The sequence below is a fragment of the Actinoplanes sp. TBRC 11911 genome (assembly GCF_012933445.1).
Classification (GTDB): domain Bacteria; phylum Actinomycetota; class Actinomycetes; order Mycobacteriales; family Micromonosporaceae; genus Actinoplanes.
In genome coordinates this window covers 1-22,009 of the sequence record NZ_JABBNC010000027.1, presented here as the reverse complement: position 1 = coordinate 22,009, position 22,009 = coordinate 1, and the positions used below count along the sequence as shown (strand labels likewise).

The following is a 22,009-nucleotide window of genomic DNA, read 5'->3' as shown; positions in this document are numbered from 1 at the left end:
CGTCGGGTCGGAGACTCTCGGGCCTTGCCGTAAGGTCCAGCCGGACGCCAGCTGATGTCGGCGAGAGGCGTCGCGTCAGCGGTAGGTGGTGTATCCGGCATCGACGACAACTGACTGTCCGGTGATGTAGCGTCCCGCGTCGGAGACTAGGTGCAGCACGGTATTGGTGACGTCGGATGGCTCCAACATCCCCCCGGGGGTGGGCAGCGGATTTTCTATCATTTTTGCGAGCTCGGGATGGTCGCGGAAGTGCCGGGCCATAGCCTCGTTGACGACCATCGGCGTTCTGACGGCCGTGGCATGTACGACGTTGACCCGGATACTGTCGGCAGCGAGTGCGTTCGCGACGGTGTGCATGACACCAACCACGCCATGCTTTGCTGCGGCGTAGCCGATTTCGCCCGGGGACGGCTCGGTGAGGATGCCACCGACGACGCCAATCGTAGAACCGTGGATGACGATGGCCCCGCCCTGGCCGCCGGCTTTAATGTACGGAATCGATGGGTAGATCGTGTTGAACACCCCGGTGAGCATCACCTCGATCGAGGCGACGAAAGCGTCCCGGTGGAATCGGATCTGGTTGGTAACCGGGGCGATACCCGCGTTGGCGATAACGAAATCGAGCCGGCCCAGCTTCTTGACTCCGTCGGCGATGACCTTCTCCACGGCGTCGTAGTCACGCACGTCCGCCACCACGATGTGTGTACGTCGGCCTATCGCCTCGATTTGGCGGACAGTCTCCGCCAGATCTTCCTTTGTGGCCAGGGGATATTCGAGGACCGGGTCATCTGCTGCGACGTCGAAGCCGATGATGTCGGCACCCTCTTGTGCAAGCCGCAGCGCGTCTGATCTGCCCTGGCCGCGTGCGATTCCGGAGATCAGGGCTACCCTGTTTCCAACCAAAGCCATTGACGAATCTCCTGTTCAACCATCTACGGATGATGGACCATCTCCGATCCGCGGCACGCGAGGTGTTCAGAGCGATGTCTCAGTTACCCATCGGCCGCGATCAGCGATTCTCGGGAACGTCAGCCTCGCAACCCGCTCCCGATCGCGACGAGCCGCTCGGTGAGGTGGTCCAGAGCGTGCACGTCACGGTGGTAGTTCTTGGACGACATCGGGTTGAAGCAGACAGCATCAACCCAGATTTTTAGCCTTCGCTAAAATATGTCACGTCGCAGAGGGGTGTCAAGAGAGCAAGATCCGGGCTCAGGTGGTTGGCTGTCGCTGTGCTCGGCACGACGCAAGCGCGTGTCCAAGAGGGCGCGATCAGCCCTTGATCAAGTCGGCGGCTCGTTCGGCGATGGCGAGGACGGTCGCGTTCGTGTTAGCCGAAATGGGAGTAGGCATGACCGACGCGTCGGCGATCCGCAATCCGGTGACGCCATTGACTCGCAGTTCGGAGTCGACCACTGACTGTCGATCCGAGCCTATCCGGCAGGTTCCGGCATAATGCGAATAGGTCAGCAGGTTGCGGCCAATGTAGGCACGCAGGTCTCTGTCGCTCGTGACGGCGGCTCCCGGAAGGGCCTCGGTGGCCCGCCATTCGTCAAGCCCGGCTGCGGTTCCGATCGATCGAGCTGCACGGAGACCGGCGACCATCGCGTCGATGTCGCGCTCGTCGGTGTAGTAACGCGGATCGATCACGGGCCGAGCGGCGGGGTCCGGGGAGGCCAGCCGCACTGTGCCTCGGCTGTGCGGAGCCATGAGGCTTACTGCGATCGTATAGCCCTCGCTCGTCGGCGGGAGCAGCGAGAAGTCCTCGGCGAGCGGGGCGTTGGTGATTCGAATCTGGATGTCAGGCGCGGGAAGTTCGGGATTGCTCCGGATGACCCCCATCACGCCGCTACGGGTGTTGACGGTGGGCGGAACCGGCTGCGCGGATCGGTAAACGATGCCGCTCATCGGGTGGTCGTGCAGGTTGGCACCGACGCCCGGCAGATCGGCTACCACATCGATGCCATGCTCGATCAGATCGTCCGCCGGTCCGACGCCTGACAACGTCAGCAGCTGTGGTGAACCGATCGCCCCCGCGCACAGCACAACCTCGCGCGCGCTGCGGGCGATGTGTTGTTGGTCGAACGTGCGGTATGCAACGCCCATGCATCGGCCTTTATCCAGGACAAGCTGGGTTGCCAATGCGTTCGTTGTCACTGTCAGGTTATTGCGGTCGAGTACGGGTCGTAGGTAGGCATCCGCGGCACTCTGCCTCAGGCCGTCGAGGATCGAGAGATCGACCCATCCGAAACCCTCCTCAGCGCCGCTGGAGACATCCTCGACCACGGGATATCCCGCGTCCGCAATCGCGGCCAGGCCGGCCGTCGCCACAGGATGACGCGGGTGGGACGGACCGGGCCGCATCGGACCGGCCATGCCACGCAGAGCGGGATCCCGCCCCGGGACACCGCTCAAGTTCTCGCTCTGCTTGAAGAACGGAAGCAGATCCGCGAAGCTCCATCCGGTGGCGCCGGCGGCGACCCAGGCGTCGTAACTCGCCCGATTCCCGCGTACGAAGAACATCGCGTTGATGGAGGAGGAACCACCTAGTCCCCGCCCACGCGGCCAGGGTACGGCTCGGCCGGTCACCGCTTGAATCACCGTCTCGTCAGCCCAGTCCGCCGTGGTGCCCTGGAGTGCGGGCCAGGCTGGAGGTAGTGCCATGTCCGGCAGGGGGTCAGCGTCTCCTGCTTCGATCAGCAGCACTCGGACATCGGGACTCTCGGATAGTCGAGATGCCATAACGGATCCGGCTGAGCCTGCCCCTACGACGATATAGTCGAATTCCTCAGCAGACGCTCCAACTATCATTCTGCTCTCCCGCAACCAGCCACGAGATTTGGACTTCCTTTGAGAACTCGTGCAAGCGCCGACTCAGCCACAGTTGGCTCGGCGTTCTGCATGGAACAGACAGCTCATGCCATGTATTGATTGTGATCGCGATGGGCGTGCACTGCCGTCAACGACAGGGCAAGGAACTAGCTTCAGGTGACGCCGAGAACGCTACCTCCTGGCTACCAATGTGCCAAGTTAGCAGTGGGTGACGGAAACCATAGCCGGTATGTGCTGTCCGCGTCGGTGCTGATCGACATCGTCGTGCACGTCGCACTCGAACACTTCGGATGTCTGGAGAATGATTTCAGTCGGCTATGCGACTGCAGTCGCGGCGGCCGGCTGGGCCTTGGCGCCTCTGGCTTCTCGGTGCCTGGCCCAGTCACCGCCCAGGAGGTAGCGCCGTCGTCCATTTCAACCTCGGTTGAACAGCTGCCGCCCTTCGCCACGTCTCGGGCTTGGTAGGCGTGGGACTACTGCGGCCGTCTCGCTCCCCGAGGTGTAAACCAGATCGTCCATCGGTGGGCGACACCCTCTGGCGGGGATGATGTCGCGGCCGGCTGTGACTGCACAAGGCCGGTCCGGCGACCTGCGGGTCGGGATTAGCTTCGCCGCTCCGACCGGCACACCACCTGAAGACTCCAGGTAGAGGTCCATTCGTTGGTCTCCGTGGAGCACTGATCTCGAAGCGGGGTCATGGATTTGCGCGCCGGGATGGCTATGCCCGTGCGGCCATCACACGGTGTAGGCGGCCGTCAGGGTAGCGGTTGTGGCACGCTTGGCCGTCGCGTATATCTCGTCGCTGGCGCCGGACTTGCGGAGGAATTCGATTCCTTGCATTGCCACGATCATGGCGACCGCAGCATCGTCGATGTTCACATCGGGTCGGATCTCGCCCAAGTCGCGGGCGCGGCGCAACAGATGGACGAAGACTCTGAGAACGTCGTCATAGGTTTGCTCCCAAAGTTCCCGGACGGCATGATCACGACGCGACATGGTCACGGCTGAGGAGGAGAGGAAGCAGCCCTCGGGGGTGAGCTCGGGTCGGCCGCCCTCGTCGAACGTCACCGCGGCGAGAGCTGTCTGCCAGGGGCTCTGCATTTTCTCGGCGGCGGCCGTCAGGCCGGCGATTTGGCCGGTGCAGTACGCGTGCAGAGTTCGCATGAACAAGCCGTGTTTGCTGCCGAACGCCCCGTAGAGGCTCTGGGAGGCGACGCCGGTTGCCTCTACTAGGTCGCTCATTGAGGTGCCGTCGTAACCTGTCGCCCAGAACCGCTCGCGGGCCGCTGCGACGACCTCGTCCTCATCGAACTTCCGTGGTCGGGCCATGGGACCAGGGTAACGATTATTGGCCAAACAGCCAGTAAGGGCTGGGCCTATGCATGTTCGGACGATCGTGGTTTAGCTCAGCGTGAGCGACGCCAAGAGCATCTGACTCGATCAGTTGAAGACCAGATGATAAACGTCAGTCCTATTCCGTAGTGGAACGTACCTGGCGGCGTCGGAGCGGCGATCTGATTTGTTGGGGAGGATCCGCAAAGTCACCCATCATTCGGTGCTCATCCGTGCTGGCATTCTTGCACCCTGATTCACATAACAAAGGCAATCGCAATGAAGCACGAATCTGTCCTCGTCGGGGACGGGCGCTTTGCGTTCATCGATCGCGGATGCGGTGGTGGTGTTATGGGCGGTGTGGACATGCAAGGGTGGACGCGGCGGCATCGCGGATGGCGTAGCCGGTGCCAGCTGAGTTTGGGGCGCTGCTCGGCTTTCACGGGCGGCCTCGCGGGCCACCATCGTCGCTGCGACAAATGACGAGGGTGGCCTGTCCACCGGTTGAGCCGTTTTCATCGTGACTGCGCTGGACGCACACAGCCCTGGCCAAGAGGTCCACCGCTCCGGTCAATGATGCTGGCGATAGCTTCGCAGTACGACCGTAGCCGCGCCGGCTAGGGCGACAGCCGCCGCGGCCGTGAATGTGACGCCCAGCCCAGCGCGGTCGACCGCCACCCCGCCGAGCGCAGATCCAGCCGCGAGGCCGATCTGAAGAGTGGCGACGAGCATAGCTTGGCCGCCCTCGGCCGCTGCACCCGCGGTGCGCATCATGAAGATCTGCAAACCGATCGGCAACCCTCCCCAAATCGATCCCCACAGCGTAACCAGCACTATCGCGGCGAGAGCATGGCCGGCGACTCGGGGAAGCAGTGCGATGGCCGCCGCCGTGAGGGTCAAAAAGCCGATCACCGCGTACCTGGGAGACGCATCGATAATGCGGATGAAGGCGAAGTTTCCGGCCAGCCCGGCCAGTCCGAAGGCCAGCAGCACGAGCGTCACGGACGACGGGCTGAAATCGGCGCGGTCCCTCAGGTACGGCTCGAGATACGTGTACGCCCCGAACTGTGCAAGGAAGGTGAGGAGGGTGGCGATAAGGACGGTTCGTGGCTCCCTCATGCGCATGAATGCGATCAGCGTCCGTGTTGTGGTGCGGCCGGTTGACGGCAGTGACGGCAGGAGCACGAGCTGAGCGACCACGGCTAACAGCGATAGTGCGGCCCCGAACGAGAATGCGTATCTCCAACCGGCTACGTTACCGATGAACGCGCCTAGAGGCAGGCTCGCGACCGTGCCCAAAGCGATACCACTGGTGACCGTCGCGGTAGCGCGCGTGGCGTGCACACCTTCGACCAAGCGGGGTGCGACGCTGGTGCCGAACGCCCAGAAGCCGCCGCTCCCGATGCCGAGCAGGATCCGGGCCGCCAGCATCATGCTCAGGTTGGGACTGAGCGCAGCCAGTACATTGGACACAACCAGCAGGCCGGCCAGCGTCACCAGCACGATCCTGCGGTTGATCCGTCCGGCGAGGACGGTGGCGGCCGGGGCGGCCACCGTCGCTGCGAGGCCGGGCATGACAACGAGCAGACCTGCAGTCCCGGCCGAAACGTCGAGTCCGTCGGCGATGTCGGTGAGCAAGCCGATCGGCAGGAACTCGGAAAGCACCAGGCTGAACGAACAGGCCGCCACAGCCGTGACTGCCAGCCACTTGTTCGGCCTGGTATGGCTGGGCGGTCCTACGACCTCAGGGTCGTTGACGGTTCGGTTCGTCATGACATGGGCCTCCTGACCACCACGGGCGAGGTGAGATCGCCGCCGAACGCTAACACCGTTCTTGGTCGATCAACCTAAAACTGTGCCGCGACGAGATTCACACTGCTCCCTGCCTCGCCGTGCATCAGCAACACCCATCACCGGCGTGGTCGATCCAGTATTCGCCTGGCCCTGGGCCCAGCGCCTGGAGGAGCGGAACACGCACCCACGCACGGCATTGCCGGAGCGACCCATGGCTTCCCTGAATGACTCTCAGGGCCGTTGGCCTGCCTTCGCCTGCGGCCAGGGCAGGTAGGGCGCGGGTCGGATTGCCGCGCCGGCCGCCCTGGACTCGATCGACGTAATGCTGAGGGGTTTCCAAACGATCTACCCGTCGATCCCACATCAAGGCGCACCGTCCAGTGTGAGCCCGGCGACGACGTCCGCGGGCAGATCTGGTTCGTTACCTTGGCGGGTTGCCCGTAGATTGCGAACGCAATCAATCTGGATTCCGTAATGTATAGTCAGCCGCGTGATTAGTGTTCCACGTCTGTCGTGTAGGTCCTCACCATGCCACCGCTTCGTAAGTCCGCCTCCAGGGCAACGCCGAATCGTCCAGGCGTAGGCCCCGATGCTGTCGATCGGCGCAGGATTCGCAGGTCAGGCGACGTCAAGCCGAACAACATCGCGATCGAGCACCACTCTGAGTCGCCCGAGACGATGTTCTCGCGCGCGTGCCGGGTCTCAAGGTCGTGACCTGCGCGAAACCCGGCGGACGCGTATTCGATGATCCGCCAGTCGATCGTTTCGGACGACCCGATCGTGTTCTTCGAGTCGAAGCGGCGTCACTGGGAGAAGGGCGAGGTTGACCTGGACGCCAATCTCGCGAACACCTTCCCGCTGCACTCGGCCAGGGTCGCTCGTGCAAGCACCGGCGTAACGGTCATCGCGCACGGCCCGATGGTCCGCACCTCGCTGGAAGCGGCGACCGCCGCGGCCGAGGACGGCCGCGAGCTCGAGGTGATCGACCTGCGTTCGCTGTCCCCGCTCGACATGGAGACCGTGTATGCCTCAGTTCGCAAGACCGGCCAGGCGGTGGTCGTGCACGATGCGCCGGGCAAGACCCCGCCTTCGGACATGACCGGCAGCATGTTGTCGATCACCAGCGATCCCCTCATCACCTACCCCGTCAGGAGAAATACGTTGACGTGTTCAGCACTCTCGGCGATGACGCTACTGGGCACGAGCAGGTGGTTTTTCATCATGATCGGAAAACCGGATTGCGGGCTGTCGTAGCGATTCATTCCACGGCTCTTGGGCCGGCGCCCGGAGGTACCCGCTTCTACCACTACGAGCGAGAGGACGACGCGGTTGCCGACGTGCTCCGGCTCTCTCGTGGCATGACGTACAAGAACGCGATTTCTGGCCTGAATTTTGGGGGTGGGAAGGCGGTCATCTGGGGTGATCCTGGCGTCGCGAAGTCTGACGAACTCCATCTCGCATATGGTCGACTGGTCGAGTCTCTGGCTGGCCGCTATTACACAGCTTGTGACGTCGGCACCGATGTCTCAGATATGGATGTCATCGGAAGCGTGACTAAGTACGTCGGCAGCCGAAGCCCGGAACATGGCGGTTCAGGTGACTCGTCGATTCTCACCGCATGGGGCGTATTCCAGGGCATGCGTGCCGTTGCTGAGCATCTCTGGTCCAACCCCAGTTTGGCCGGACGTGCGGTTGGTGTCGCCGGATTAGGCAAGGTTGGCAAGACGTTGGTAGCTCATCTGATTGAGGCAGGCGCGATCGTGGTCGCGACGGACATCAACGAGGCCAGGCTTGCCTGGGCCCGCAACATGCACCCTCAAGTCACATTGGTCGGCGACACTGATGCACTACTTGCCTCGAACCTCGATATATACGCCGTTGTGCGCTGGGTGGTGCGCTAAACGATGAGACGGTGCCGGCCTTGCGCGCAAGGGCCGTGGTCGGCGCCGCAAATAATCAGCTGGCCCATCCTGGCATTGCGACGACGCTGACGGATCATGGAATTCTGTATGCTCCCGATTATGTCGTCAATGCGGGCGGAGTCATCCAGGTAGCGGATGATATCAGTGGCTTCAACTTCGATCGGGCGAAATCCCGGGCAACTGGCGTCTACGAGACGACCAGGGAAATTCTGCACATTGCAGACAGCAAAGGCATCTCGCCGGTAGCTGCCGCCGATTATCTCGCCGAGCGCCGAATCGCGGGGATGAGCCTGTCACGGTTAAGCGCTGGGCCCGAGGGCGTTTGAGGTGCCCTGCCCGGGAAGGCTCCGAACACCCGTGACGACGGCATCCAGGTACTCTGACCTGGGCCGGCGGGGCCATGGTGCCGCCCACGATGCCGGTCTAGTGTCAGTTTTTATGGATAGCGGCTTCTTGATCGGCCGCGGAGCTGAGCTCGCGGTGATGTATGCAGCTGTCGATGGCATCCGGACCCAAGGCTCGGTGCTCGTCGCGATCGGCGAGGCGGGTATCGGCAAGTCCAGTCTGCTACGCGCCGCTGCGGCGCACGCGCGAGACAGCGGTTACCAGGTGCTCGAGGTCAGCGGTGTCGAGTCGGAAGTAGGAATGCCCTTCGCCGGTCTGCATCAGCTTCTACGGCCGATTCTGCCCAGTCTCGACGCCATTCCTCCGGCCCAGCAGCGTGCGCTGAGGTCCGCATTCGGCCTCTCCGACGGTCCTGGTGACTCGTTGTTTCTTATCGCGCTGGCGACGCTGAGCCTGATCAGCGAAGCCGCCGTCGAGCGACCGGTCCTGGTCATACTCGACGACCTGCAGTGGTTGGATGAACCGACGCGAGACGTGCTCGCTTTCCTTGCTCGTCGTATCGGCAATGATCCGATCGTTATTGTGTGTGCTAGGCGGACCGGCTATCCGGACCCGTTCGGCGATGCGTCGCTGGGCCAGCTCGAGGTGAGCGGTCTGGACGAGAACGACGCCCGGCAGCTGCTGCTGCAGCACGGGGGCGACCTGGACGCTGCCGACCGTGAAGCTGTGCTCGAGCAGGCCGCGGGAAACCCGCTTGCGCTGGTGGAACTTTCCGCCGTTGCGCGGAATGTTGCCCACGATCCGGCTCTCATCCCGCTAAGCGCCCGGCTTGAGCGTGCGTTTGCGGCCCGGATCGATGAACTACCCCGAATCACGCGCGATGCGACGCTCATCGCTGCGGTCGACACGGAGGGTGAGACGTCCGAGATTCTGGCCGCTACGGAAGCGCTATCCGGGTCGCCCGTCACACTGGATGTCCTCGAACCGGCGTCCGCCATCGGCCTGATCGACTTCGACCTTGTCCACGTTCGTTTCCGGCATCCGCTGATGCGGTCCGCACTCATCCAATGCGAGTCAGGTGCTCGGCACCGGGCGGCGCACTCCGCGCTCGCGGCGGCGCTCGAGAAGAACCAGTACCGGCGTACGTGGCACAGAGCCCAATCCATCGTCGGCCCCGACGAGGAGGTCGCCGATGAGCTCGAACTCAGCCACGTCGAGAGCCTCCGGCGAGGAGCCGTCGTCGCGGCGATCTGCGCACTGGAGCGTTCGGCACAGCTGACCACCGACGACTCGGCGCGTGGACGCCGACTGCTGATGGCAGCGGAGCACGCTTTCGGGCTCGGCCGGGCCGACCTCGTCGACCGGATGATCGCGGCGGCGTCCCTGACCCCCCTGTCGGCACTCGACCAGGCCCGGATGGAATGGCTGCGGGAGATATTCCACGACGGCGTGCCCGGCGATGATCAGCACATCCTTGAGCTTTGCCGCGTTGCCCGGGCATCGGCGGATGCCGGCGACACCGACCTCGCGCTGAACCTACTGATCGGCGCAGCCCTGCGCTGTTGGTGGGCGAACCCGGGCGAGGTGGCGCGGGCACGCGTCGCGTCGGTCACCCTGTCGCTTCGCGGTGCGCGGGAAGACCCGCGTTATGTTGCCGCGTTAGCGGTGGCGCAACCGGTGCTTCAAGCGCGCACAGTCCTCGGCATCCTTTCGGAGATATCGGTGGAGACGGTCTTGGACGCAGAAGCGCTCCGTCTGCTCGGACTGGCGGCACACGCTGTCGGCGATCAGCCCCTTGCCCTGGATTTTCTGCAGCGGGCCGAGCGCAAGCTGCGCGATCAAGGAAGGTTGGGACTGCTTTCACACGTTCTGGGCGTGCAAGGCGTGGTGCGGCTCGACTTGGGGGACTGGGCCGGCAGTGACTCGGCGACTGAGGAGGCTCGGCGGCTGGCGCAGGACACCGGCCAGATGATCTGGAGTGTCGGGCCGTTGGTGAACGAGGCACGGTCTGCCGCTCTGCAGGGCAACAGCGAGCAGGCCCTGCAACTCGCCGCAGCGTCCGAACAGATGCCGACGCTGCGCTCGTTGAACCTGTTTCTCGCGTGTGCGCAGCTCGCCCGCGGTTTCGCGTTGATCACCGAAGGTCGGCATAACGAGGCATTCGAGGCTCTGCGTCGTGTCTTCGATCCCGCCGATCCGTGCTTCCACCCGCGTGAGCGGTTCTGCGGGGTCATGTTCGTTGCCGAGGCCGGTGTCTACGCGGACCGGCGTGACGAGGCGCGACGCATCATCGCGGACATGGAAGATCTGACGCGCGTCACACCCTCTCCGCTGCTTGCTGTTCAGCTTCTCTACGCCCGTGCAGTCCTCGCAGACGACGACGCGGAATCCCGCTATCGAGAAGCCCTTGCGGCTGACCTCACCCGCTGGCCATGGGTCAGAGCGCGCATCCAATTCGCGTACGGCGCCTGGCTGCGCCGGCAACGGCGCAGGATCGAGTCCCGAGAGCCGTTACGCCAGGCATTAGGCGTCTTCCGGCTGATCGGCGCAAAAGCCTGGGCCGAGAACGCGCAGACCGAACTACGCGCGGCCGGAGACCGTACGGCTACCGCCGTACCGGTGTCGTTGCAGCGGCTGACACCGCAGGAGTTGCAGATCGCGCGCATGGCCGCCCAGGGCATGTCGAACCGCGAGATCGGTCAGCAGTTGTTCCTGTCGCCACGGACCATCGGGTCTCACCTCTACCGGATCTTCCCCAAGCTAGATATCACCTCACGCAACCAGTTGTCAGCGCGCATGACATAGCCGCGCGGGCCGCGCTCGACACGTTGTCACACCGCGGCGGCGCTCAGAACACTGTCATCTCACCACCGAGAGCCGACGCGCAATCGCATCCAAGGCGGCGTCGATCGACCTCTCCAAGATCACCTTCTCTAGCGCCTCCGGCCGGACAAACGGTGCCTTCGCCAGCCAGCTCATCAGTCCGTCGTAGAAGCCGTCCGGGTCCAGCAACACGATCGGCTTGTGGTGCAATCCCAGTCCTGCCGTGGTCCAGACTTCGAACAGCTCGTCGAGTGTTCCGAGCCCGCCCGGTAGGACGACGAACGCATCCGATCGCTCGATCATCTGGTTCTTACGGCTGCCCATGTCCGCGACGACGATCAGTTCGTCAGCCTTCGTGTCCGCACTTTCTTTCGCTACCAGCGACTCGGTCATCACCCCGACGGTCTGGGCTCCGCCGGCGCGAGCGCCGTCCGCGACCGCACCCATCATGCCGACCCGGCCACCGCCGGACACGAGCGTCCAACCACGCGCGGCGAGCGCCTTTCCAGTGGCGTCAGCCAGATCCAGCCACCTGCGGTCGAGCCCCGTGGAAGAGGCACAGAAAATACCGATCGCTGTCACTTTGGGTGCCCCTCATGCCTTTCCTTGCGTGGCAGCCGCACAAATCACGGCAGGCGTCCTCCCGGCGCCAGCCCCGGGCCACATTCGCGGGCTTCCACCGTAGCGCTTCTAGCTATCGGATCATAAAGTCAGGTTGAGATAGCCACACCACGGACTGGCAGCTGACCACCACGCCCCGGCGTCGACGTGGTCGATACCTCTCGCAAGCAACTACGTCGACGACGGCGGCTTTCGGACTGATCTGTAATGAACGTCTCGGCAACCTGTCCGATCGATGTATGCGTTCCTAGCTTCGGGCTCGTGGCAATTACCGAATCTCTTCCAGCCACCGCGACTACTGAAACGGGCGTACGCTGGCCCGCTCGGCTCTGGGGAGTTGTCGCGGTGCTCAGCATCGCACTTTTACTGGACGGTTTCGATGTCTCGGCGGTGGGCGTGGCCCTGCCGTCGATCGGTACCGACCTGCACATGTCCACGACGGCTCTGCAGTGGGTTGTCAACGGCTATGTTCTGGGCTTCGGCGGTCTGCTCCTGCTTGGCGGGCGTACCGCGGACCTGCTGGGCCGGCGCAAGGTCTTTTTGATCGCGCTGACCGTCTTCACCCTCGCCTCCCTGGTCGGTGGCCTCGTCAATGACGGCGGCCTGCTGATCGGTTCACGTTTCGTCAAGGGCGTGGCGGCCGCGTTCACCGCGCCGACCGCGTTGTCGATCGCCACCACGACGTTCCGGGAAGGCCGTGACCGCAACCGGGCACTGTCGATCCTGACGTTGTTCGGTGCCGGCGGGTTCGCAGGCGGTCTGATCATGGGCGGTTTGTTGACCAGTCTGGGCTGGCGCTGGAACTTCCTGGTTCCGGTGCCCGTCGCGTTGGCGGCGTTGATCATCGGATACCTCCTGATCAACAAGGACCGCCCGTCGGTGACGGGAGGCTACGACCTGGGCGGTGCCATCACTCTGGTCGGTGCAACACTTCTCGTCGTCTACGCTGTGGTGACCGCGCCGCATCGTGGCTGGTCGGACCCGGTGACCATTGTCTTGTATGTGGGATCGTTCGTCCTGTTCGCGGCCTTTGTCGCGATCGAGAGTCTGGTGCAGAATCCACTCGTTCGGCTGGGTATCTTGCGTAGCGGCGCGCTGGTAAGGGCGAATCTCAACATTGTCGCGCTGTTCGCGTCGTGGATCCCGTTCCAGTTCATCATGACCCTCTACCTGCAAAATGATCTGCACTGGGGGCCATTGCGCGTGGCGCTGGCTCTGCTACCCGTCGGCTTGATCGAGGTCCTCGTCATCCCGGTGACCGGCCGGCTCATCACGAGGCACGGCACTGCACCACTCATCGTCGCCTCGATGCTGTCGCTGAGCCTGGGCCTTGTCTGGACCCTTGTTGCCGCCGGAACCCACCCGCACTACGCGCCGGTCATCCTGCCCACGATGATTCTCTTCGGTTTCGGCTGGGCCTTCGGCTTCCCCGCGATCGTGACGCAGGCGACCAACGGCGTCCGACACGACGAGCAGGGACTGGCCTCCGGCATGGTGCAGTCCAGCAGCCAGGTCGGCACCGCGATCGCACTGGCCGTAGTGACCGCCTTGGTCGCCACCGCCGGCACCACGTTCAGCCAGTACCGGCCCGGCGTAGACCTGGTGACCGGTATCGCCTTGGCCGGCCTGCTGGTCAGCCTGATCTCGATCGTGAAACAACGCCGCGTCTGAGACACGCATCCATAGCTCTCCCACCCCGCGCGGCACCCCCCGCCGCAGCGGGGTGGGAGGTTACCCGCATGCAAATGAATGAGGTGAGCATGGCTGAGATGCAGGGCTTCTGCAGCGACCAGTTCGCAGGCATGCGGAACACCTGTCGGATCCCGGGACGCAAGTGGGCTGCCGCCCACTGACGTTCGGTTACGGAGCCGACTTCCACATCGGCCTATCTACGGGGCGCGACCAATCGGGCGGCGCCGGTAATCGTGGCGGTCGCCTCCGACGCGCTGAACTTCAATCCGGCTGGCCTACAGGTCGACGGCGGGATGCTTCTCGTCCTTCGGTCATGCGCCGCCGGAGCCGCATGTGGCGGCATTTCTCGTCGCGAGTCAGCGACCAGTTATAAACGCCGCATCGAAGCATTGACACCAAATTCGCGCCGAGCGCTGGTTACGAGCGAGCCGCGCTTCTCGGCGTCATTCATCGAGCATTCGCCTCGATCGAACCCGATCCTGCCCGTGATCCGGAGGCTGCAATCTTTGCATGATCGGTTTTCGGAGTGCTGGTATCGGCGCGCGTATTCGGTCGTGGCTAGTATCACCTCCCTCTGGCTTGATGATGTGGTAGCTAGGGCCTAGCGTTTTGTGTGACGTCCTCCGATGGGGGACATTGCATCGAAGGGGGCCGGATCGAGTGCCCACAGAACATTCACCGTCCGACAGCTCGACATCATTGGGTGGGCTCGGCGCTCTGATAGATCTCATAGTGCGGCGGCTCCGGATGAGCGATCTGGTCGCGGCAGCCAAATTTGGTATCTCGCAGTCCATCGAAGACCCAGTCCGTGAGCAGCAGGAGCTAGGCGAGGTTCGACAGCGATCCGTTGCCGCGGGCCTCGACCCCGAGGCGACAGCTCAGTTCTTGCGCGACCAGATCACCGCAAGCAAGATCGTTCAGGAAGGGAATTTCTCGCTTTGGGCGACAAGGTCCGACCAGGCACCGAGAGTGCGGCCAGAGCTTGGCAAGATACGCGCCGAACTTGACGACCTTACGACCGAGTTGCTTCACGAGCTCAGAATGACTCGGTATTTGCGACGGCTACCGGTTTCTTGTTCGATCCAGCTGGCAATCGCTACGCAGTCTGCCGGGTTTGACGACTTACTACATCTTCGGGCCTTCAATGCGGCGACGCAGAACATCTGCGCCGTTACCTAGAGCGCCTCTGACGGATCATCACGGCTGATGCGGGACGATCGTTGGGGCGTTGTTGCTGGTGATCTGACTGATCAGGAGTGGGAACGGCTGGAGCCGTTGCTGCCGTCCATGGCGCCGCAGCGTGGCGGGCGGTGGCGTGAACATCGGCAAGTCATCAACATTACCCTGTGGCGTGTCGACGACGGCGCGAAACGGGATCAGGTCCCTGAACGCTGCGGGCCGGCGAAACCTGCTACGACCGGTTCGCCCGCTGGGAACAGGACGGCACCTGCGCACGGATCGAGAAACAGCTGGAGGCCGACGCGGATGTGACTGGTGACCTGGATTAGCGTGCTCAGGCCGACTCGACCATCGTGCGCGCGCACCAGCACGCCGCAGGCGCTCGAAAACGGCTGAGCCCGGCCGATTCGAGCAGCCTAAAGGGATGGGTCGCCGCCGGTGTGCTGGCGGGCATGCTGCTCACCGCGATCGGTGCCGGCCTGGCCTGGGCGGCGTTGTTCCTGACCGTATCGGTCGGCGTGCACCACGGCGAGAGCGGACTCGCCTCCGGACTCATCAACACCTCGCAGCAACTGTGCAGCGCCATCGAAGTGGCGGTCATCAGCTCGGTCTCCGCGGCGTACACAAGCAGTTTGATTCGCGGCGGCACGTCGCCGAGCGATGCCCTGGTCAAGGGCTTCGACCGGGGCTACCTGATCGCGACGATCATCATGCTGGCCTCGGCCGCCGTCGCACTGGTCGGCCTGCGCTTCACCGACGGCCGTCGCGCTCCGGCACCGGTGACCACGGAGCCGGACGAGATCCCGGTGACCGGCCTGGAGCCGGCGCTCGGCGACTGATCACGTCGTAACAAGAACGCAGGACAAGGAGGAGTGTCGTGCCCGATTACGGTCACGAAGTTCAGTTCGGAGCGTTCATCACGCCCGCCGCGGACGTGCCCGAGCGGGCGATCGCGCTCGCCGAGGCGGCCGAGGCAGCCGGGCTGGACCTGGCCACATTCCAGGACCACCCCTACAACCCCGGATTTCTGGACACGTGGACGCTGCTCGGCTGGGTCGCCGCCCGCACGTCGCGCATCCACGTGGCGGGCAACGTGCTCAACCTCTCGCTCCGGCCGCCGGCCATACTCGCCCGCGCGGCCGCGAGCCTGGACCGGCTCTCCGGCGGCCGTTTCGAGATGGGTGTCGGCGCCGGCGGGTTCCCAGAAGGGGCTCAGGGTATGGGATTACCGGTGCGTTCCACCGGCGCGGCGATCGACGCGCTCGACGAGGCGATCGACATCATGCGCGGCGTCTGGGACCACACCCAGCAAGGGCCGATGCGCGTGCTCGGCGAGCACTACCGCGTACCGGCGATGCAACGGGGCCCGGCGCCCACGCACGACATCGGCGTCTGGCTAGGCGCCTATAAACCCAAGATGCTGCGGCTGACCGGCCGTAAGGCCGACGGCTGGATGTCGTCGTTGGAGCACCTGCGCTCGCCCGACCGGCACACCGCCAACCCGATCATCGACGACGCCGCGGCCGAGGCCGGCCGGGACCCGCGCGAGGTCAGGCGGCTGCTTAGCTTCATGCGGCCACTGCCCGGCGGCCCGGGGGAATGGGTGGAACGACTGCTGCCGCTGGTGCTGGAGGACGGCTTCAGCGCCTTCATCATCGCCGGCGACGACCCACGGGCGTACCAGGTGTTGGGGCAGGAGGTGGCACCGGCACTGCGCGAGGCGGTCGCCCGGGAACGCGGCACCGATAGGTGACAAGGAGATGGGCTCGACGACATGCCATGCCGCTATGACCAGTAGTGATTCGAACGAGCTGCGGGAGGCCCCGTCGTAAGTGGCTCGAGCTACTCGAGCTCGAAGAACGAAGTGCTGAGCCGGGCGGCGTCTCTCTCAGGCGAACCTATAGGAAAGGCTTCACTCGCTCGTGAAGCTGGCCGCTGGTGGGATTCCCGTGGCGGTGACGCGCCGGGTCTTGAACATGGCTCGACAGCCTTACTATCAGTGGCTTGCCGGGCCCGTCATTGTGCCAGCCTCGCCGAGACGTACCGGGCGAATGCGTTGTCTGACGCCCACTCTGGCCGACGTACCCGAGGTGGCCAGACGGCCGATGGTCGGGTGCACCGCGTGCAAGATCCACTCCGGCACGGGCTAGTGGAGCGTGTCCAGCCGGTGGGCCGCGTCGCCACCATCGGCGCCAACGCCACCATTGCCGCGTGACTCACTGTGGGGGTGCAGCAGACCCCTACCGAGCGATGGGGAGCCCCGCGTAACTGCCGCGGACCGATCCAGTCACGCTACCTTCCGTATAGCGAGTCGTGGGCTTCGCGATGTCGGAGCGCGCGTAGGGACGCGATAGCAGCGCATGATGGCCGAGAAGCCCCTTCGTCGCTCACGCCAACCGCGTTAAACCACTCTCAGGGACTCAACGTCGACCCCGCTGGGCGGAAGTCGAACGTTCTACATCGCGCTGATCCTACAACCAGATGGTTGGATGGATATGCTGGTGGGGTGTCCTATGACTCCGCCGCCACGCGTACGCGCCTTCTCGATGCCGCCTACGAAGAGTTCTCCTTGCGAGGCTTGGCCGGTGCGCGGGTGGACCGGATCGCGACTGCTGCGAAGGCGAACAAGCAAGCCATCTACGCCTATTTCGGCTCGAAAGAGGAGTTGTTCGACGCGGTGCTCGCGGCTCGGCTGACGGTGCTTGCCGACACGGTGCCATTCACGGCCGATGACCTCCCCCGGTACATAGGTACGTTGTTCGACGCCCTGGTCGCCGCACCCGACCTCATGCGTCTGACTCGGTGGCGCCGTCTGGAGCGGGGAAACGCTGTTCCAGGCGAGGTGGAGTCACATGCAGCGAAAGCTCGCGACCTGCGAACCGCGATGGACCTGCCAGATGACCGTACGGCGATCGATATCCTGGCGATCGTCGTCGCCATGGCCAGTGCATGGCTGGACATGCCCGTCGGCCTACGCGCATCCGGCCCCTCGTCGTCGAAGCGCCTCAGAGCCCACCGTGAGGTACTGGTGATGGCAGTACAGGCGATCTGCAATGCGGTGGCTGAACCCCGCTGAAGCCCGAGCCGTCGACTGCATCGCCATCGAATACAACCAGATGGTTGAAACTCGACCGAGCTCCGGGTAGATTTCCAAACATCCAGTTGGTTTTGATGGAGGCGGCTTCTTGGAACTCACTGACTTCCGCACGCTCGGGCGTACAGGGCTGCGGATTAGCCCCCTGACACTGGGGACGATGACCTTCGGTGACCCATCGTGGGGAACCTCCCCGGAGGCGGCATACGAAATCCTGTCCCGGTACCTTGACGGCGGTGGCAATGCCATCGACACCGCTAACGCGTATATGGGAGGAATGTCCGAAAATATCCTGGGCGAATACCTGAGCAAGCGGCCTGGGCTGCGCGACCGCCTCGTGATCGCCACCAAGGTGGCGCTCAGCATGGATCATGCCGACCCTAACAACGGTGGCACCGGGCGCAAGGCGATCCTCCGACACATCGAAGAATCGCTGGACCGGCTCAACACCGACTACGTCGATATTTATTGGCAGCACAACTGGGATCGGCATACGCCGCTCGAAGAGACCCTATCGGCGTTGGACGATGTGGTCCGTGCCGGAAAGGCGCGCTACATCGGACTCTCCGACACCCCTGCCTGGGCGGTGGCTCGTATGGCTACGCTTGCCGAATGGCGCGGCTGGACCCCCGTGGTGGCTATCCAGGCTGAGTTCAATCTGCTGGAGCGCACGATCGAAGGCGAACTCGCCGGCGCCGCAAGAGCATTCGGGCTCGGAGTGATGCCGTGGAGTCCGCTCGCCAACGGCATGCTCACCGGTAAATACACCCGCGACAGACACAATCCCCCTGCCTCGGGGCGCGGTGTTTTCGTCGCGCGGCACTTGCATGAGGGCGCGTTCCAGATCCTCGACACGCTCGACCGAATCGCCGTCGCACACGGCACATCGATTGCGGCCGTTTCACTCGCGTGGGTGCGGCAGCAACCCTTGGTCAGCTCGACGATCATCGGGGCACGTACGATCCGGCAGCTTGACGACAATCTCGCGTCACTCAAGATTACCCTGTCCGCGCAGGAGCTTGCTGAATTGGATGACCTGACCACACCTGCACTCGGATTCCCGTTCGGCTTCCTCCAAAACGTCGGCTTTCCGGCCCAGCAAGGTACGACCCTAATCAATGGGTTGGCAGGAAATGCTTGACGGTATTCGTCAGCAGGATCCGCGTCTCGAGCAGCGGCCGCGGTCCTTCACCGCATCGGGTGAAGGACGCGGCTCGCCGGCACCATTTGGCGCCCTTGCCCTGCCGACACGCTCTAGCGCGCCACGGCCGAACTGGCAGCGGGCACCTGCGTGGCTACAAGTTGGTAGGAGCGGATCCGGCCGGACGGGTTGACTATCGGGCAGAAGATCGTCATTTCGTCAGCAGCGAAACGGCTAACCAGAGCATCCAGCTGGCTGGCCACTGCGTCGGGCGCACCATGCACCTGGCTGCCGCGCAGTGCACGCAGGGCGTCCTGTTCGGATGAGGTGAACGCGTACCTAGATGCCAGTTCGGGGTCGAGGAATTCGCGAGGGCCGGAACCAGTCATCACTCCAGCCATGACTATCTCTATCGGACGGATCAGTGCGGCCGCGCGTTCCTCGGTGTCGGCACAGGCTACCGTAACGCTGAGCTGTACGCGCGGTTCTGTCGACCACTCAGATGGGCTGAACGCCTCGCGGTATCGATCGATCGCCTCGGCCGCGTTGTGCGGCCGGATGTGGTAGGCGAATGCCATGGGCAGTCCTAGCTCAGCGGCCAGTAGAGCACCGTTGGTGCTGGAGGCCAGCAGCCAAGGTTGCGGGACGGTCGGCCCTTGCCGTATGTCATCGAGAATAATTTTGACCGCGGCGCGATATTCACCATCCGTGGCAGGATCGCCACCCCAGCGCATCGCTTTGGCGTAGGCGGTGTCGGGTGTGCCGGGGCCTCGCCCGATGCCCAGGTCAACGCGGCCTGGATACAACCGCTCTAGCGACCGGAATTGCTCGCCGACGATCACAGGCGCATGGTTCGGAGCCATCACGCCGCCCGAGCCCACCCGGATACGAGAAGTCGCTGCAGCGATGTGCGCCACCATCACGGGCGGAGGAAAGTCGACCGCTGAGGGAGACCGATGGTGCTCTGCGTACCATATGCGGTCGTAGCCTGCAGCTTCGACAGCCTGTGCTACTTGAGCCAGTCCGGAGGCTACCGCAGCGGTGTCGTGTCGGTTGTCGGTGCCGAGCACTTCCAAAGCCGAGATCTGTACATCGATCATGCCTTACTCCCCTTGATTGCACTTGAGTGCAAACTAAGCTTGCACTCAAGTGCAACCGGCGGCAAGCTTGACGACGATCAGGTGATGGGGGCAACAGGAGCCTACGTGCTACGCGTTGGGAGCAGGGCTACCGGACCACAGTCCAACTGCTCATGACCAAGGGTTTAAGGGCACCGTTAGCGACGAGATTGCGGCGGCGACCGGGATCCGCATCAGTAGCAGGAACCCCAAGCACACCGGCCGACCTGACCGCGGGAGCAATGCACGCCATCGACGACGCGGCCCTGCAGACCGTGGTCGCGCTCATCGGAGAGCACGCCACGCCCTCATCGGGTTCGTAGCCTGACACTCGACGAGATCGATCTACCCAACCAAGGCATCGACCTCGGCGCTGGCCGCCTGGCGCCTGGACCTGTTCACCGCCACCGCGCTGACCGGCTACCTGCACTGCCGTCACGAACGCTGGCCGGGCACCGGGAACCCGCACCTGTTGATGACCCGACGCACTGTTCACGAACGTGGGACGGGTCAGCGCTTGTTTGGCGCACCCGGCTCTTCGACGGCCTGCCGGCCACCACGGCCCAACTCTGCGAGGAGCGCGTTCTGGAAGAGGTGAATGCCGCCGACGGCGGCTTACTGCGCATCGCCGCAATGTTCGGCTCACCGCCAAACCCGGTCTGCTCCACGCCAAGACATGTGGTGACATCGCCTTCTGCAGCGCCGTCCGTGCCAAATTGGCCAACGCGTGGAAACCCGTTTGACCGTCTCGCTTATCGCAGCGGCGAACTCTCCTGCAACGGCGGCCGCTGGCGAGCATTGAGATCAAGCTGATGACGCACGGTTCGGGTCGAGCGGGTTGAGCCTCGCCTTGCGGTCGGCGGCGTGGGCTGCAAGGGCCGAGCGTCGGTCGAACTCCCGGAACTCGGCGCATCCCCACGCGGCGACGTGGTCAGCCATATCCGGCGGTAATCGAGGTTCGCTGAGTCAAGCCCGATAGCCAGCGATATTGCCGACCGATCGTCCAGCTCGTTGAGGTAGGCGTTCAGGTCGAGGCCGCCGGATTCCTTACCGGTCTCCAGCGGTATCGGCCTACACCGGCACGCCTGCGTGGGCGACCGAAGGTAGCCAGGCCATTTGCGTGACGGGCTTGTCTCGTACGCACCGTCGCGCAGAGCGTTATCAGACCTCGGGCACGTAGGGGAGGACCCCCTCGGCCGCACCGTCACGCGCCCTTGTCCAGCCCGGTCGTCAGTGGCATGTTGGTGGCCGGTGTGAACATGAGTGTAGGGCAGCACGTTCGCCAGGAAACGCGCCGCGAACGCCGCGCCATAGGACCGAGGATTAACCACACTCCGTACGCCGACACCACTCCCGCGACTGCGTCGGCGACGTGCTTGGAGTAGTTGGTGTCATCGGCGGCCGGTTCGGTGGCGTTGAGGCGGTCCCCAAGTTGCTCGTCGTGCTGGGCGAACAGGGGGTGGATCATCGGGTGGCCGGCCCGGTTGATCGGTCGCCATCCGCCTGTATCGGTTGCCAGGCTGGTCAACGCCCACACGCTGAACCGCCGGTCAACCGCAAGTACGGGCAGAAGCAACTCGTCCGGAACCTCCAGCACGATCGTGTCGACGGTCTGCCCGGCGAATGCGTTCGTCGCCTGGGCGGGCCTCCATGCCCCGGAGTCGACACGAGAGCCGAAGGCGACGGCCTGGCCGGCCCTGGTCAGAACGGTGGGTCGATCCAAAACGGGTCGCCGGCCCGACCGGTCCATACGCGTACGCCGTCCGGGCCGCTCAGAGTGTGGCCAGTGGGTCCTTCGAGAATGGTGGTGCTCTCGTCGTCACCCGTGACCGAGGAATCGCTCGGACTCGGGCGGCACCCGCAAGGCGAGCCGTTGCCGACCGGATTCGTCCGGCGAGTCGAACGTGAACCGGTAAACGAGGTTTTCGACGGCGTCGCCGTCGGTGTCGGGCTTGAATTCGTACCGGGCCTCGGGGTGATATCCCGAAGCGGTCTCGGGCTTGACGTTCATGACGAAGACCTTGCCCTCGTCACCGTGGAAGACGTACAGGTCAGTGATATCCAGCCATGGGTCTTTTGCGAGCCTCGGGGAATCCAAGTGGTGTGACATATCGGCCAT

The 22,009-nt window shown here is 64.1% G+C and carries 16 protein-coding genes and 2 pseudogenes; 10 read left to right on the top strand and 8 right to left on the bottom strand.

Annotation, left to right across the window (positions count from 1 at the left end; genetic code table 11):
* Positions 1 to 75 precede the first annotated feature (75 nt).
* From HH310_RS29725 to HH310_RS29710, 4 genes are all read right to left on the bottom strand, one after another.
* Positions 76 to 909, bottom strand: a complete 834-nt coding sequence (locus HH310_RS29725; protein WP_169179004.1) for a mycofactocin-coupled SDR family oxidoreductase — start codon at positions 907 to 909, stop codon at positions 76 to 78.
* A 360-nt stretch (positions 910 to 1,269) separates the two neighbouring features.
* The gene (locus tag HH310_RS29720) at positions 1,270 to 2,808 is read right to left on the bottom strand and encodes a GMC family oxidoreductase (protein ID WP_169179003.1); all 1,539 of its coding nucleotides are present in this window, start codon (positions 2,806 to 2,808) and stop codon (positions 1,270 to 1,272) included.
* Positions 2,809 to 3,564: 756 nt separating this feature from the next.
* Positions 3,565 to 4,158 (bottom strand): TetR/AcrR family transcriptional regulator, encoded by a 594-nt coding sequence (locus tag HH310_RS29715; protein ID WP_169179002.1) that lies wholly within the window; start codon positions 4,156 to 4,158, stop codon positions 3,565 to 3,567.
* 573 nt (positions 4,159 to 4,731) lie between these two features.
* Complete coding sequence (locus HH310_RS29710; RefSeq protein ID WP_169179001.1) at positions 4,732 to 5,934, bottom strand: MFS transporter; 1,203 nt, start codon at positions 5,932 to 5,934, stop codon at positions 4,732 to 4,734.
* Positions 5,935 to 6,600: 666 nt separating this feature from the next.
* On the opposite strand from HH310_RS29710, the pseudogene HH310_RS44250 reads away from it, so the two are divergent.
* From HH310_RS44250 to HH310_RS29695, 3 genes and pseudogenes are all read left to right on the top strand, one after another.
* Positions 6,601 to 7,029: pseudogene (locus tag HH310_RS44250) on the top strand (transketolase C-terminal domain-containing protein); the annotation flags it as partial.
* A gap of 92 nt (positions 7,030 to 7,121) precedes the next feature.
* Positions 7,122 to 8,203: pseudogene (locus HH310_RS29700) on the top strand (Leu/Phe/Val dehydrogenase).
* Between the two features lie 112 nt (positions 8,204 to 8,315).
* Positions 8,316 to 11,027, top strand: a complete 2,712-nt coding sequence (locus HH310_RS29695; protein ID WP_169179000.1) for a LuxR family transcriptional regulator — start codon at positions 8,316 to 8,318, stop codon at positions 11,025 to 11,027.
* 54 nt (positions 11,028 to 11,081) lie between these two features.
* Here the strand turns inward: HH310_RS29695 and HH310_RS29690 are convergent, their stop codons facing one another.
* Positions 11,082 to 11,627, bottom strand: a complete 546-nt coding sequence (locus HH310_RS29690; protein WP_169178999.1) for a TIGR00730 family Rossman fold protein — start codon at positions 11,625 to 11,627, stop codon at positions 11,082 to 11,084.
* Positions 11,628 to 11,873: 246 nt separating this feature from the next.
* Between HH310_RS29690 and HH310_RS29685 the strand changes: the two genes are divergently transcribed.
* The 7 genes from HH310_RS29685 (at position 11,874) to HH310_RS29655 (ending at position 18,772) form a co-directional block, all read left to right on the top strand.
* Complete coding sequence (locus HH310_RS29685) at positions 11,874 to 13,337, top strand: MFS transporter (protein WP_169178998.1); 1,464 nt, start codon at positions 11,874 to 11,876, stop codon at positions 13,335 to 13,337.
* Positions 13,338 to 14,018: 681 nt separating this feature from the next.
* Entirely contained in the window at positions 14,019 to 14,537 is a 519-nt protein-coding gene (aroQ, locus tag HH310_RS29680) for a gamma subclass chorismate mutase AroQ (RefSeq protein WP_312034403.1), read from the top strand.
* A gap of 27 nt (positions 14,538 to 14,564) precedes the next feature.
* Positions 14,565 to 14,849, top strand: a complete 285-nt coding sequence (locus tag HH310_RS45875) for a transposase (RefSeq protein WP_169178996.1) — start codon at positions 14,565 to 14,567, stop codon at positions 14,847 to 14,849.
* A 140-nt stretch (positions 14,850 to 14,989) separates the two neighbouring features.
* Entirely contained in the window at positions 14,990 to 15,376 is a 387-nt protein-coding gene (locus HH310_RS29670) for a hypothetical protein (protein ID WP_169178995.1), read from the top strand.
* 38 nt (positions 15,377 to 15,414) lie between these two features.
* Positions 15,415 to 16,290 carry an LLM class flavin-dependent oxidoreductase gene (locus HH310_RS29665; RefSeq protein ID WP_169178994.1) on the top strand — a complete coding sequence of 292 codons (876 nt, stop codon included), beginning with the start codon at positions 15,415 to 15,417 and terminating at the stop codon, positions 16,288 to 16,290.
* Between the two features lie 753 nt (positions 16,291 to 17,043).
* Positions 17,044 to 17,613, top strand: a complete 570-nt coding sequence (locus tag HH310_RS44990; RefSeq protein ID WP_169178993.1) for a TetR family transcriptional regulator — start codon at positions 17,044 to 17,046, stop codon at positions 17,611 to 17,613.
* A 109-nt stretch (positions 17,614 to 17,722) separates the two neighbouring features.
* Positions 17,723 to 18,772, top strand: coding sequence for an aldo/keto reductase (locus HH310_RS29655; RefSeq protein ID WP_169178992.1), 1,050 nt, complete (start codon positions 17,723 to 17,725; stop codon positions 18,770 to 18,772).
* Positions 18,773 to 18,885: 113 nt separating this feature from the next.
* On the opposite strand, the gene HH310_RS29650 is transcribed toward HH310_RS29655, so the two are convergent.
* From HH310_RS29650 to HH310_RS29640, 3 genes are all read right to left on the bottom strand, one after another.
* Positions 18,886 to 19,872 (bottom strand): MsnO8 family LLM class oxidoreductase, encoded by a 987-nt coding sequence (locus HH310_RS29650; protein ID WP_169178991.1) that lies wholly within the window; start codon positions 19,870 to 19,872, stop codon positions 18,886 to 18,888.
* A 1,222-nt stretch (positions 19,873 to 21,094) separates the two neighbouring features.
* Entirely contained in the window at positions 21,095 to 21,640 is a 546-nt protein-coding gene (locus HH310_RS29645) for a DUF4331 family protein (protein ID WP_169178990.1), read from the bottom strand.
* A gap of 69 nt (positions 21,641 to 21,709) precedes the next feature.
* On the bottom strand, positions 21,710 to 22,009 hold a 300-nt coding region (locus HH310_RS29640; protein WP_211192774.1), incomplete at its 5' end, for a DUF4331 family protein.

Excerpts from the sequence above, each read along its gene's own strand:
- HH310_RS29725 (WP_169179004.1), bottom strand. The coding sequence starts at position 909 with ATGGCTTTGGTTGGAAACAGGGTAGCCCTGATCTCCGGAATCGCACGC.
- HH310_RS29720 (WP_169179003.1), bottom strand. The coding sequence starts at position 2,808 with ATGATAGTTGGAGCGTCTGCTGAGGAATTCGACTATATCGTCGTAGGG.
- HH310_RS29715 (WP_169179002.1), bottom strand. The coding sequence starts at position 4,158 with ATGGCCCGACCACGGAAGTTCGATGAGGACGAGGTCGTCGCAGCGGCC.
- HH310_RS29710 (WP_169179001.1), bottom strand. The coding sequence starts at position 5,934 with ATGACGAACCGAACCGTCAACGACCCTGAGGTCGTAGGACCGCCCAGC.
- HH310_RS29695 (WP_169179000.1), top strand. The coding sequence starts at position 8,316 with ATGGATAGCGGCTTCTTGATCGGCCGCGGAGCTGAGCTCGCGGTGATG.
- HH310_RS29685 (WP_169178998.1), top strand. The coding sequence starts at position 11,874 with ATGAACGTCTCGGCAACCTGTCCGATCGATGTATGCGTTCCTAGCTTC.
- HH310_RS45875 (WP_169178996.1), top strand. The coding sequence starts at position 14,565 with ATGCGGGACGATCGTTGGGGCGTTGTTGCTGGTGATCTGACTGATCAG.
- HH310_RS29670 (WP_169178995.1), top strand. The coding sequence starts at position 14,990 with ATGCTGCTCACCGCGATCGGTGCCGGCCTGGCCTGGGCGGCGTTGTTC.
- HH310_RS29650 (WP_169178991.1), bottom strand. The coding sequence starts at position 19,872 with ATGATCGATGTACAGATCTCGGCTTTGGAAGTGCTCGGCACCGACAAC.
- HH310_RS29645 (WP_169178990.1), bottom strand. The coding sequence starts at position 21,640 with ATGGACCGGTCGGGCCGGCGACCCGTTTTGGATCGACCCACCGTTCTG.